This window comes from Streptomyces sp. TLI_185 (assembly GCF_003814765.1).
GTDB lineage: Bacteria > Actinomycetota > Actinomycetes > Streptomycetales > Streptomycetaceae > Streptomyces.
Map to the genome: position 1 here is coordinate 7,371,523 of NZ_RKRB01000001.1, position 13,342 is coordinate 7,384,864.

General features: G+C 64.4%; 5 protein-coding genes, 1 tRNA gene and 3 rRNA genes. 8 read left to right on the forward strand and 1 reads right to left on the reverse strand.

The window, feature by feature from the left end:
- Positions 1 to 182: 182 nt before the first annotated feature.
- The 8 genes from thyX to EDD92_RS34160 all read left to right on the forward strand — a co-directional run bounded on the left by thyX (position 183) and on the right by EDD92_RS34160 (position 10,493).
- Positions 183 to 923: an FAD-dependent thymidylate synthase gene (thyX, locus tag EDD92_RS34120; RefSeq protein WP_030945118.1), complete on the forward strand. Its 741-nt coding sequence runs from the start codon at positions 183 to 185 to the stop codon at positions 921 to 923.
- Positions 924 to 1,132: 209 nt separating this feature from the next.
- Entirely contained in the window at positions 1,133 to 2,032 is a 900-nt protein-coding gene (gene dapA / locus EDD92_RS34125) for a 4-hydroxy-tetrahydrodipicolinate synthase (protein WP_123967860.1), read from the forward strand.
- A 145-nt stretch (positions 2,033 to 2,177) separates the two neighbouring features.
- The gene (locus EDD92_RS34130) at positions 2,178 to 3,863 is read left to right on the forward strand and encodes a ribonuclease J (protein ID WP_123967861.1); all 1,686 of its coding nucleotides are present in this window, start codon (positions 2,178 to 2,180) and stop codon (positions 3,861 to 3,863) included.
- 507 nt (positions 3,864 to 4,370) lie between these two features.
- A 16S ribosomal RNA gene (locus EDD92_RS34140) occupies positions 4,371 to 5,896 on the forward strand.
- Between the two features lie 314 nt (positions 5,897 to 6,210).
- Positions 6,211 to 9,333, forward strand: a 23S ribosomal RNA gene (locus EDD92_RS34145).
- Positions 9,334 to 9,428: 95 nt separating this feature from the next.
- Positions 9,429 to 9,545: ribosomal RNA gene (gene rrf, locus EDD92_RS34150) — 5S ribosomal RNA — on the forward strand.
- The 16S, 23S and 5S rRNA genes sit together here, the layout of an rRNA operon.
- A 114-nt stretch (positions 9,546 to 9,659) precedes the next feature.
- The gene (locus tag EDD92_RS34155) at positions 9,660 to 10,322 is read left to right on the forward strand and encodes a DegT/DnrJ/EryC1/StrS family aminotransferase (protein ID WP_030947355.1); all 663 of its coding nucleotides are present in this window, start codon (positions 9,660 to 9,662) and stop codon (positions 10,320 to 10,322) included.
- A gap of 95 nt (positions 10,323 to 10,417) precedes the next feature.
- A tRNA-Thr gene (locus tag EDD92_RS34160) sits at positions 10,418 to 10,493 on the forward strand.
- Between the two features lie 50 nt (positions 10,494 to 10,543).
- Here EDD92_RS34160 and EDD92_RS34165 read toward each other — a convergent pair.
- Positions 10,544 to 13,297: a SpoIIE family protein phosphatase gene (locus tag EDD92_RS34165; protein WP_123967862.1), complete on the reverse strand. Its 2,754-nt coding sequence runs from the start codon at positions 13,295 to 13,297 to the stop codon at positions 10,544 to 10,546.
- Between the last annotated feature and the right edge of the window lie 45 nt (positions 13,298 to 13,342).

The window sequence follows — 13,342 nt, forward strand, 5'->3', positions numbered from 1 at the left end:
GGATCGAACGAGTGACTGTCATCTACACAGACGCTCGAGTGCCCCAAAAGGTGCCCGGTTTCGCCGAATTCACAGAAATTCGCCGGCGTATGTCGCGACCCGGCACCGAACGCCCCGTTGTCAGTGCCGGGTCGTAGAGTGGGCGCCGCCCGAGAGAAGTGATGGAAGGGACCCTCCGAGTCGTGACCGACACCCCCGCCGACGACCTCAAGCCCAGCTTCCGCAGCGACGTCACCGTCGAGCTGGTCAAGCACACCGCGTCCGACGCCGACGTGCTCTTCGCCGCCCGCGTCTCGACCATCGGCGAGCAGTCCCTGGACGAGCTGGGCAAGGACCCCGAGCGCTCCAAGGGCCTGATCAACTACCTGATGCGCGACCGCCACGGCAGCCCGTTCGAGCACAACTCGATGACGTTCTTCATCAGCGCCCCGATCTTCGTCTTCCGCGAGTTCATGCGGCACCGCGTCGGCTGGTCGTACAACGAGGAATCGGGCCGGTACCGCCAGCTCCAGCCCGCCTTCTACGTCCCCGACGAGTCCCGCAAGCTCGTCCAGGAGGGCCGCCCCGGCAAGTACGTCTTCGTGGAGGGCACCCAGGCCCAGCAGGAGCTGGTCGGCCGCGTCATGGAGGACTCGTACCGCCAGGCGTACGAGGCCTACCAGGAGATGCTCGCCGCCGGCGTCGCCCGCGAGGTCGCCCGCGCGGTCCTCCCCGTCGGTCTGTTCTCGTCCATGTACGCCACCTGCAACGCCCGCTCGCTGATGCACTTCCTCGGCCTGCGCACCCAGCACGAACTGGCGAAGGTCCCGTCCTTCCCGCAGCGGGAGATCGAGATGGTCGGCGAGAAGATGGAGGCCGAGTGGGCCAGGCTCATGCCGCTCACCTACGCAGCCTTCAACGCGAACGGCCGTGTGGCGCCGTAGCGCACCGCCCTCCCCGGCCGAGTACAGATGTACGGTCAGCCTCGCGAGGTGTCCGTATTGCGGCATTTGGAGAAGTTCATCTAGCCTGATCAAACGGACCCGGTACTGCTTGAACCCCCGAGCAGGCAGTACCGGGCTCCGCATTTGTCCGGACTTATCCCGCACCCCAAGGGCAGACCACGCATTGAGCACCGAGTAGCGTGTTACCCATGGCTCCGACCTCGACTCCGCAGACCCCCTTCGGGCGGGTCCTCACCGCCATGGTCACGCCCTTCACGGCGGACGGCGCACTCGACCTCGACGGCGCGCAGCGGCTCGCCGCCCACCTGGTGGACGCAGGCAACGACGGCCTGATCGTCAACGGCACCACGGGCGAGTCCCCCACCACCAGCGATGCGGAGAAAGCGGAGCTCGTACGAGCCGTCCTGGAGGCGGTCGGTGACCGTGCCCACGTGGTGGCCGGAGTCGGCACCAACGACACCCACCACAGCATCGAGCTGGCCCGGGCCGCCGACAAGGTGGGCGCACACGGCCTCCTGATCGTGACGCCGTACTACAACAAGCCCCCGCAGGAGGGCCTGTACCGGCACTTCACGGCCGTCGCCGACGCCGCCGAGCTTCCGGTCATGCTCTACGACATCCCCGGGCGCAGTGGCGTCCCGATCAACACCGAGACGCTGGTCCGGCTCGCCGAACACCCGCGGATCGTCGCCAACAAGGACGCCAAGGGCGACCTCGGCCGCGCGAGCTGGGCCATCGCCCGCTCCGGGCTCGCCTGGTACTCCGGCGACGACATGCTGAACCTGCCGCTGCTCTCCGTGGGCGCGGTCGGCTTCGTGTCGGTCGTGGGCCATGTGGTCACTCCGGACCTGCGCGCCCTTGTCGAGGCGTTCGTCTCGGGCGACGTCCAGAAGGCCACGGAGATCCACCAGAAGCTGCTCCCGGTCTACACGGGCATGTTCCGCACCCAGGGCGTCATGACCACGAAGGCCGCCCTCGCCCTTCAGGGCCTGCCCGCGGGACCTCTGCGCGCGCCCATGGTCGAGTGCACACCCGAAGAGATCGCCCAGCTCAAGATCGATCTTGCTGCAGGCGGGGTACAGCTCTGACAACAGACTTGGCACCACCACAGACTTCACAACTGAATAGGCGGGCACCGGTGCCCGCACCCCACAACGACAACTGCTACACGCACGAACGTCACGCGCGCCACGTGCCCTACCGGTACGTGGCGCGTGTGGTGAGGAGAGTCTTTTGAGTCATCCGCATCCTGAACTCGGTTCGCCCCCGCCGCTCCCCGAAGGGGGCCTGCGGGTCACCCCGCTCGGCGGTCTCGGTGAGATCGGCCGAAACATGACGGTCTTCGAGTACGGCGGCCGTCTTCTGATTGTCGACTGCGGCGTGCTCTTCCCCGAGGAGGAGCAGCCCGGAATCGACCTGATCCTGCCGGACTTCTCGTCCGTACGGGACCGCCTCGACGACATCGAGGGCATCGTGCTCACGCACGGCCACGAGGACCACATCGGCGGCGTCCCCTACCTCCTGCGCGAGAAGCCGGACATCCCGCTGATCGGCTCCAAGCTGACCCTCGCTCTCATCGAGGCGAAGCTCCAGGAGCACCGCATCCGCCCGTACACCCTCGAAGTGGCGGAGGGCAACCGCGAACGTGTCGGACCCTTCGACTGCGAGTTCGTCGCGGTCAACCACTCCATCCCGGACGCCCTCGCCGTGGCCATTCGCACCCCGGCCGGCATGGTGGTCCACACCGGCGACTTCAAGATGGACCAGCTACCGCTGGACGGTCGTCTGACGGACCTCCACGCGTTCGCACGACTGAGCGAAGAGGGCATCGATCTCCTCCTCGCCGATTCGACGAACGCGGAAGTTCCCGGCTTCGTGCCGCCCGAGCGCGACATCTCCAACGTCCTGCGCCAGGTCTTCGCGAGCGCCCGCAAGCGGATCATCGTGGCGAGCTTCGCCAGCCACGTCCACCGCATCCAGCAGATCCTGGACGCGGCTCATGAGTACGGCCGCCGGGTCGCCTTCGTAGGCCGCTCGATGGTCCGCAACATGGGCATCGCACGGGACCTGGGCTATCTGAAGGTCCCACCGGGCCTGGTCGTCGACGTGAAGACACTGGACGACCTGCCCGACAGCGAGATCGTGCTGGTCTGCACGGGCTCCCAGGGCGAACCCATGGCGGCCCTGTCCCGCATGGCCAACCGTGACCACCAGATCCGCATCGTCGACGGCGACACGGTGATCCTGGCGTCCTCGCTGATCCCCGGCAACGAGAACGCGGTCTACCGCGTGATCAACGGCCTGACCCGCTGGGGCGCGAACGTGGTCCACAAGGGCAACGCGAAGGTTCACGTCTCGGGCCACGCGTCCGCGGGCGAGCTCCTGTACTTCTACAACATCTGCCGTCCGAAGAACCTGATGCCGGTCCACGGCGAATGGCGCCACCTGCGCGCCAACGCAGAGCTGGGCGCCATGACCGGCGTCCCGCACGACCGCATCGTCATCGCCGAGGACGGCGTGGTCGTCGACCTCGTCGAGGGCAAGGCGAAGATCTCGGGCAAGGTCCAGGCGGGTTACGTCTACGTCGACGGGCTCTCGGTCGGCGACGTGGGTGAGCCGGCGCTCAAGGACCGCAAGATCCTCGGCGACGAGGGCATCATCTCGGTCTTCCTGGTGGTGGACTCGTCCACCGGCAAGATCACAGGCGGCCCGCACATCCAGGCCCGCGGCTCGGGCATCGAGGACACGGCCTTCGGCGACGTGATCCCGAAGATCACCGAGGTGCTCGAACGCTCGGCTCAGGACGGCGTGGTGGAGCCGCACCAACTGCAGCAACTCATCCGCCGCACCCTCGGCAAGTGGGTCTCCGACACGTATCGGCGCAGGCCAATGATCCTCCCGGTCGTGGTGGAGGTCTGACTGGCGTACGACCCCTCGTACGTGTGAACCCGGAGCGGGGCGCCTCGATTTGCATCGAGGCGCCCCGCTCCAGTACGTTTACGGCTCCGCCAGAACGGGAACCCGGCCGCCTCGTGCGCCGGAACCAGTCCCCGATCGGGGCGGGAAATCCGACTCAGAATCTCTGATAAAGTCGGAGCCGCCGGAAAGGGAAACGCGAAAGCGGGAACCTGGAAAGCGCCGAGGAAATCGGGTCGGGAAACGGTCTGATAGAGTCGGAAACGCAAGACCGAAGGGAAACTGCCCGGAGGAAAGCCCGAGAGGGTGAGTACAAAGGAAGCGTCCGTTCCTTGAGAACTCAACAGCGTGCCAAAAATCAACGCCAGATATGTTGATACCCCGTTCTCGGCCGTCATGGCCGGGGCGAGGTTCCTTTGAAAAAACACAGCGAGGACGCTGTGAACGGCCGGGCTTATTCCGCCTGGCTGTTCCGCTCTCGTGATGTGTGCACCCGATTACGGGTAAACATTCACGGAGAGTTTGATCCTGGCTCAGGACGAACGCTGGCGGCGTGCTTAACACATGCAAGTCGAACGATGAAGCCCTTCGGGGTGGATTAGTGGCGAACGGGTGAGTAACACGTGGGCAATCTGCCCTTCACTCTGGGACAAGCCCTGGAAACGGGGTCTAATACCGGATATGAGCCTGGGAGGCATCTCCCGGGTTGTAAAGCTCCGGCGGTGAAGGATGAGCCCGCGGCCTATCAGCTTGTTGGTGAGGTAACGGCTCACCAAGGCGACGACGGGTAGCCGGCCTGAGAGGGCGACCGGCCACACTGGGACTGAGACACGGCCCAGACTCCTACGGGAGGCAGCAGTGGGGAATATTGCACAATGGGCGAAAGCCTGATGCAGCGACGCCGCGTGAGGGATGACGGCCTTCGGGTTGTAAACCTCTTTCAGCAGGGAAGAAGCGCAAGTGACGGTACCTGCAGAAGAAGCGCCGGCTAACTACGTGCCAGCAGCCGCGGTAATACGTAGGGCGCAAGCGTTGTCCGGAATTATTGGGCGTAAAGAGCTCGTAGGCGGCTTGTCACGTCGGGTGTGAAAGCCCGGGGCTTAACCCCGGGTCTGCATTCGATACGGGCAGGCTAGAGTGTGGTAGGGGAGATCGGAATTCCTGGTGTAGCGGTGAAATGCGCAGATATCAGGAGGAACACCGGTGGCGAAGGCGGATCTCTGGGCCATTACTGACGCTGAGGAGCGAAAGCGTGGGGAGCGAACAGGATTAGATACCCTGGTAGTCCACGCCGTAAACGGTGGGAACTAGGTGTTGGCGACATTCCACGTCGTCGGTGCCGCAGCTAACGCATTAAGTTCCCCGCCTGGGGAGTACGGCCGCAAGGCTAAAACTCAAAGGAATTGACGGGGGCCCGCACAAGCAGCGGAGCATGTGGCTTAATTCGACGCAACGCGAAGAACCTTACCAAGGCTTGACATACACCGGAAACATCCAGAGATGGGTGCCCCCTTGTGGTCGGTGTACAGGTGGTGCATGGCTGTCGTCAGCTCGTGTCGTGAGATGTTGGGTTAAGTCCCGCAACGAGCGCAACCCTTGTCCCGTGTTGCCAGCATGCCCTTCGGGGTGATGGGGACTCACGGGAGACCGCCGGGGTCAACTCGGAGGAAGGTGGGGACGACGTCAAGTCATCATGCCCCTTATGTCTTGGGCTGCACACGTGCTACAATGGCCGGTACAATGAGCTGCGATACCGTGAGGTGGAGCGAATCTCAAAAAGCCGGTCTCAGTTCGGATTGGGGTCTGCAACTCGACCCCATGAAGTCGGAGTTGCTAGTAATCGCAGATCAGCAGTGCTGCGGTGAATACGTTCCCGGGCCTTGTACACACCGCCCGTCACGTCACGAAAGTCGGTAACACCCGAAGCCGGTGGCCCAACCCCTTGTGGGAGGGAGCTGTCGAAGGTGGGACTGGCGATTGGGACGAAGTCGTAACAAGGTAGCCGTACCGGAAGGTGCGGCTGGATCACCTCCTTTCTAAGGAGCATCTAGGCCGCCGGGCATGTCCTGGTGGTCCAGGGCCATTACGTCGGCAAACGTCCGACGGTGGTTGCTCATGGGTGGAACGTTGATTATTCGGCACACTTGATCGTCTTCTCCTTCCAGTACTGCTCGCAAGAGCGTGGAACGTTGAGGGGAGCGGGGAGTGTGCCGGGCACGTTGTTGGGTGTCTGAGGGCACGGCCGTGAGGCTGCCTTCAGTTGCCGGTCCCAGTGAACTCCAGCTTTTGGTTGGGGGTGATGGGTGGCTGGTCGTTGTTTGAGAACTGCACAGTGGACGCGAGCATCTGTGGCCAAGTTTTTAAGGGCGCACGGTGGATGCCTTGGCACCAGGAACCGATGAAGGACGTGGGAGGCCACGATAGGCCCCGGGGAGTCGTCAACCAGGCTTTGATCCGGGGGTGTCCGAATGGGGAAACCCGGCAGTCGTCATGGGCTGTCACCCTTGCCTGAACACATAGGGCAAGTGGAGGGAACGCGGGGAAGTGAAACATCTCAGTACCCGCAGGAAGAGAAAACAACCGTGATTCCGGGAGTAGTGGCGAGCGAAACCGGATGAGGCCAAACCTACGACGTGTGAGACCCGGCAGGGGTTGCGTCGTGGGGGTTGTGGGATCTCTCTTCTGTCGTCTGCCGGCGACAGGACGAGTCAGAAACCGTTGATGTAGGCGAAGGACATGCGAAAGGTCCGGCGTAGAGGGTAAGACCCCCGTAGTCGAAACGTCAGCGGCTCGTTGGAGAGACACCCAAGTAGCACGGGGCCCGAGAAATCCCGTGTGAATCTGGCGGGACCACCCGCTAAGCCTAAATATTCCCTGGTGACCGATAGCGGATAGTACCGTGAGGGAATGGTGAAAAGTACCGCGGGAGCGGAGTGAAATAGTACCTGAAACCGTGTGCCTACAAGCCGTGGGAGCGTCGGACATCAAGCTTGCTTGGTGTCTCGTGACTGCGTGCCTTTTGAAGAATGAGCCTGCGAGTTTGCGGTGTGTTGCGAGGTTAACCCGGGTGGGGTAGCCGTAGCGAAAGCGAGTCCGAATAGGGCGTTTTAGTAGCACGCTCAAGACCCGAAGCGGAGTGATCTAGCCATGGGCAGGTTGAAGCGGAGGTAAGACTTCGTGGAGGACCGAACCCACCAGGGTTGAAAACCTGGGGGATGACCTGTGGTTAGGGGTGAAAGGCCAATCAAACTCCGTGATAGCTGGTTCTCCCCGAAATGCATTTAGGTGCAGCGTCGTGTGTTTCTTGCCGGAGGTAGAGCACTGGATAGGCGATGGGCCCTACCGGGTTACTGACCTTAGCCAAACTCCGAATGCCGGTAAGTGAGAGCGCGGCAGTGAGACTGTGGGGGATAAGCTCCATGGTCGAGAGGGAAACAGCCCAGAGCATCGACTAAGGCCCCTAAGCGTACGCTAAGTGGGAAAGGATGTGGAGTCGCACAGACAACCAGGAGGTTGGCTTAGAAGCAGCCACCCTTGAAAGAGTGCGTAATAGCTCACTGGTCTAGTGATTCCGCGCCGACAATGTAGCGGGGCTCAAGCGTACCGCCGAAGTCGTGTCATTGCAGTAATACTCCCAACGGAGGCTGTGATGGGTAGGGGAGCGTCGTGTGCCGGGTGAAGCAGCGCCGGAAGGCAGTTGTGGACGGTTCACGAGTGAGAATGCAGGCATGAGTAGCGATTCACACGTGAGAAACGTGTGCGCCGATTGACTAAGGGTTCCTGGGTCAAGCTGATCTGCCCAGGGTAAGTCGGGACCTAAGGCGAGGCCGACAGGCGTAGTCGATGGATAACCGGTTGATATTCCGGTACCCGCTGTGAAGCGTCAAACATCGAACCAGGCGATGCTAAGTCCGTGAAGCCGCCCCGGAGCCTTCGGGCAAAGGGGAGTGGTGGAGCCGACGGACCAGACCTGTAGTAGGTGAGTGATGGGGTGACGCAGGAAGGTAGTCCAGCCCGGGCGGTGGTTGTCCCGGGGTAAGGGTGTAGCCCGAGTGGTAGGCAAATCCGCCACTCATATGGGGTGAGACCTGATGCCGAGCCGATTGTGGTGAAGTGGATGATCCTATGCTGTCGAGAAAAGCCTCTAGCGAGTTTCATGGCGGCCCGTACCCTAAACCGACTCAGGTGGTCAGGTAGAGAATACCGAGGCGTTCGGGTGAACTATGGTTAAGGAACTCGGCAAAATGCCCCCGTAACTTCGGGAGAAGGGGGGCCACACCTGGTGATGGGCTTTACGTCCTGAGCTGGGGGTGGCCGCAGAGACCAGCGAGAAGCGACTGTTTACTAAAAACACAGGTCCGTGCGAAGCCGTAAGGCGATGTATACGGACTGACGCCTGCCCGGTGCTGGAACGTTAAGGGGACCGGTTAGCTCCATTTCGGTGGGGCGAAGCTGAGAACTTAAGCGCCAGTAAACGGCGGTGGTAACTATAACCATCCTAAGGTAGCGAAATTCCTTGTCGGGTAAGTTCCGACCTGCACGAATGGCGTAACGACTTCTCGACTGTCTCAACCATAGGCCCGGTGAAATTGCACTACGAGTAAAGATGCTCGTTTCGCGCAGCAGGACGGAAAGACCCCGGGACCTTTACTACAGTTTGATATTGGTGTTCGGTTCGGCTTGTGTAGGATAGCTGGGAGACTGTGAAGCTTGGACGCCAGTTCAGGTGGAGTCGTCGTTGAAATACCAGTCTGGTCGTGCTGGATGTCTAACCTGGGTCCGTGATCCGGATCAGGGACAGTGTCTGATGGGTAGTTTAACTGGGGCGGTTGCCTCCTAAAGAGTAACGGAGGCGCCCAAAGGTTCCCTCAGCCTGGTTGGCAATCAGGTGTTGAGTGTAAGTGCACAAGGGAGCTTGACTGTGAGACCGACGGGTCGAGCAGGGACGAAAGTCGGGACTAGTGATCCGGCGGTGGCTTGTGGAAGCGCCGTCGCTCAACGGATAAAAGGTACCCCGGGGATAACAGGCTGATCTTCCCCAAGAGTCCATATCGACGGGATGGTTTGGCACCTCGATGTCGGCTCGTCGCATCCTGGGGCTGGAGTCGGTCCCAAGGGTTGGGCTGTTCGCCCATTAAAGCGGTACGCGAGCTGGGTTTAGAACGTCGTGAGACAGTTCGGTCCCTATCCGCTGTGCGCGCAGGAGTCTTGAGAAGGGCTGTCCCTAGTACGAGAGGACCGGGACGGACGAACCTCTGGTGTGCCAGTTGTCCTGCCAAGGGCATGGCTGGTTGGCTACGTTCGGGAGGGATAACCGCTGAAAGCATCTAAGCGGGAAGCCTGCTTCGAGATGAGGACTCCCACCCACTTGATGGGGTAAGGCTCCCAGTAGACGACTGGGTTGATAGGCCGGATCTGGAAGCACCGCAAGGTGTGGAGGTGACCGGTACTAATAGGCCGAGGGCTTGTCCTCAGTTGCTCGCGTCCACTGTGTTGGTTCTGAAACCACGAACGGCCCCGCGTCCGGTCACGGCGTGGTGCGGCAGACGTTCGACAGTTTCATAGTGTTTCGGTGGTTATAGCGTGAGGGAAACGCCCGGTTACATTCCGAACCCGGAAGCTAAGCCTTACAGCGCCGATGGTACTGCAGGGGGGACCCTGTGGGAGAGTAGGACGCCGCCGAACAATTATTCAAAGGGTTGGATCCTGAACTTCGGTTCGGGGTCCAACCCTTTTTTGTTCTCCGTCACTTGAAGTTCACGTTGCGCAACAACCATCCGAAGCATGGGTACTGCTGCAATGCTCAGGGCCGCCGGCGTCGGAGTCGGTGACGAGGTTGTCGTGCCGGCCTTCGGGAACTCCGAGGTCGCCGGGGCCGTCGCCCTCGCCGGCGCACTGCCGGTGTTCGCCGACATAGATCCGCTGACGTACTGCCTCGACCCGGCCGCTGTCGAGGCAGCCATAACTTCGCGGACGGCGGCGGTCGTTGTCGTACACCGCTTCGGTCGGCCGGCCGACATCGCCCGGCTGCACGGTGTGGGGCAGCGGCACGGGCTTCTGGTGCTGGAGCAGGGGGAGTCCGAGGCGCCGTACGACGAGATCGCTCAGCGGAGGGAGCGGGCCGCCTATCTCGACGCCAAGTTGAGGGGTGTGCGGACGCCCGACGGCGGTGACGGGCACACCTATCAGCAGTACGTCGTGCGTGTGCCGGGGAACGGGAGGCCGGATCGGGATGCCTTCGCTCGCGCCGTGCGGGCCAGGGGAGTTGAGTGCCGGGTGCCGGTGAAGACGCCTGTGCACCGGCTGCCGGAATTCCGCCGGTGCGTGTCGCTGCCGGAGACCGAGCGGGCCGCCGACGAGACCCTAGCGCTGCCCGTGGACGCCGCTTTGACCAAGCGGGACATGCAGCGGATCGTGGGCGCGTGCAATGCACTGGGCGGATTGCTTCAGCCTGCTTTCTGAGCGGCCGTCGGCACTGCAGGACGCGGTTGGGAGCACGTCTCTGTTCGGGGTATGATCTATTCCGTTGCCGCGGGGGAAACTCCCCAAGGTGACAGGCCCCTATAGCTCAGTCGGCAGAGCGTCTCCATGGTAAGGAGAAGGTCAACGGTTCGATTCCGTTTGGGGGCTCCAGTCGAAAGGCCCCGCCCAATTGGGCGGGGCCTTTTTCGTACTCGTGGGCCTCAGTCCTTGTGGAGGCCCGGGACCCGCATCGCCAGGATCGCCATGTCGTCGGACGGGGCGTCGGACGCGAAGCGTTCCACCGCGCGCATGATGCGGGCGGCAACCGCGCCGGCTGTCAGGCCCGTGCAGGTGGTGAGGACGTCGGTGAGGCCGTCGTCACCGAGCATGCGGGTGCCCTCACGGCGTTCCGTGACGCCGTCCGTGACGCACAGGAGCACGTCGCCCGGGTCGAGGGTGACCGTCTGCTCGTAGAGCTCCAGATCTTCCATGACGCCCAGGAGCGGCTGGGGTTCGGCGGCCGGTTCGACCGTGCCGTCCTGGCGCAGACGGAGGGGGAGGGGGTGGCCGGCGCAGACCACCTTCAGTTCGGCGCTGCCGTCTTCCTGGGGCCGTAGCTCGCCGTAGAGGAGGGTCAGGAAGCGGCTGCGGGCGCCCTCGTCGAGAATGGCCGAGTTCAGTCGCTCCAGGACCGCCGGGCCGCTGAGGCCCTCGCGGGCCAGGAGGCGGAGCGCGTGCCGGGCGAGGCCCGTGACCGCCGCCGCGTTGGGGCCCGTACCGCAGACGTCGCCGATGGCGAAGCCGTAGGCGCCGTCGCTGATCGGGAAGAGGTCGTAGAAGTCGCCGCCGACCTCGTTGCCCTCGCCGGCCGCGCGGTAGATGACCTCGACCTCCACGCCGTCGATCTCCGGGAGTTCCGGGGGCAGGAGGCTGCGCTGGAGGGACTGGCTGATGGCCGTGCGCTCCGAGTACAGGCGGGCGTTGTCGAGGGCCAGGGCGGCCCGTCGGCTCAGGTCCTCGGCCAGTTCCAGGATTTCCTGGCGGAAGTGTTCGTCGGTCGGCTTGCCGAGGGTCAGCATGCCGATGACTCGGTTGCGCGCCACCAGGGGGAGTACGACGGTTTCGCCGCCGACCGCGGAGGCCGTGGCGAGCGTGGGGCCGATGCCCGAGGCGATCTGGTGGGTCGGGCCGCCGCTCAGGCCCAGGCTGCGCATGGAGCTGCGCAGGGCCGCCTGGTGGGCGACCTCGCCGGGAGCGGACCAGACTCGGGCGCCGGGCGTGGGTACCGGGTCGGGCGGCGGGACCTTCGACAGCAGCGACTTGATGCCGTCGATGAGTTCCTCGTCCTCGTGCAGGACGTACGACAGGTACGGCTCGGAGGCCTGGTCGGCGATCGTGTAGACGGCGCACCAGGTGGCGAGGGTGGGGACCGTCATCTGGGCCATCAGGGCCAGGGTCTGGTCGCGGTCCAGGGTGCCGGCCAGGAGGTCGGAGGCCTCGACCAGGAAACTCAGGGAGCCTCGGCGCAGGCGCTCCAGTTCGCCGAGGCGGGCCGATTCCACGGCCAACGCGATGCGGTCGGCGGCGAATTGGAGGCGGAGGGCCTCCTCGTTCGAGTATCTGCCGGGGGATTCGGCCGCCACTCCCAGGGAGCCGGTGAGGCGGCCCTCGACCTTCAGGGGGACCGTGACGACCGAGCGCATGCCCGTGCCGCTGAGGAGCGGGACGGCGCCGGGTACGGCCGTGAGGTCGTCGTGGACGGCCGGCATGCGGGCCGAGCCGTAGCGGCCGGGGCCTGCCTCGACGGGTACGCGCGCGAAGCGCTGGCGCGCGGAGGGCAGGCCAGTGGAGGCGCGGACCTCCAACTCCGTCTCGTCGTCGGTCGCCAGGAGCAGGAAGGCGGAGTCGGCATCGAGCATGTCGCGGGCGCGTTCCACCGTGCGCTGGAGGAGACCGTCGAGGTCGTCCGGGGCCGGAGAGCCGATGAACACCTCGAAGGGGTCGCTGCTCTGGCCGTCGGCGGCGGGTGCCGTGTCGGAGGCCGGGATGCGCAGCGGGGTCTGCAGGACGGCCCGTTCGTGGTCCCGGACGAGGAGGCAGACCGTGGACGGCTCGCCGCCCGTGTCACGGACGCGGAGGTGGGAGGCGTACACGGGGGTGACGCGGCCGTTGGCGCCTCTTATGCCGTAGCTGCCCTCCCACCGCGAGAGCTGGAGTGCCTCCGCGATACCGGTGCTGGTGCCCGGGGTGTGCGGCCAGGCGGCGAGATCGGTAAGGGGCTTTCCGATCACCTGTTCGGCGGGGTAACCGAAGAGTTCCTCCGCGTCCTCGTTCCACGAAGTGATGGAGCCGCTGCGGTCGATCTGGACGACCGCGACGCGGACCCGGCCGTCGGCGAGGGGGAGGAGGTCGGCGGGGAGGGACGGGCCGGCGGCGCGGGTGCCCACGGAGCGCTCGGGGAGGTCGAGCTGGAACCAGACCTGCTTGTGGGTGGGCGTGTACTCCACACCCCAGCGGCCTGCGAGTGCGGCGCACAGCTGGAGTCCCCGGCCGCCCTCGCGGTCCGGGCTGCCCATGTTGACGGGGTGGCCCTGGAGGGGGATCTCGCGTTCCGGATACCGGTCGGCCACCTCGATCCGTACGCCTTCGTCACTGCGCAGACACAGGACGTCCGCGGAGGTGCCCGCGTGGACGACGGCATTGGTGACCAGCTCGCTGGTGAGGACCACGGCGTCGTCGACGATGTCGGCGAAGCCCCAGCCCTGGAGGGTGTCGCGAACGAAGGAGCGGGCGGTCGCTACCGATCGTCCGACGGGCTCGAAGCTGGCGGCCGCGCGCGCGGTGATCACAGAACTCCTCGTCCGGTTGTCGACGGGCAGGGCTGCCTGGCCGACCGGCTCGTGCCGCTGATGCGGCAGACCGCCCGTCGGCCGGGGGTCCGGGGGCTGTCCCCCCGGGATCAGTCCGGTGGTCATGTGTGCGGCCGCCCCTCCGATGCCCGCTCGTTCTCGTGCCACCGC

What these genes read in the sequence shown, in the direction of transcription:
- dapA (WP_123967860.1), top strand. Translation starts at nt 1,133, where the DNA reads ATGGCTCCGACCTCGACTCCGCAGACCCCCTTCGGGCGGGTCCTCACC.
- EDD92_RS34165 (WP_123967862.1), bottom strand. Translation starts at nt 13,297, where the DNA reads ATGACCACCGGACTGATCCCGGGGGGACAGCCCCCGGACCCCCGGCCG.
- EDD92_RS34155 (WP_030947355.1), top strand. Translation starts at nt 9,660, where the DNA reads ATGCTCAGGGCCGCCGGCGTCGGAGTCGGTGACGAGGTTGTCGTGCCG.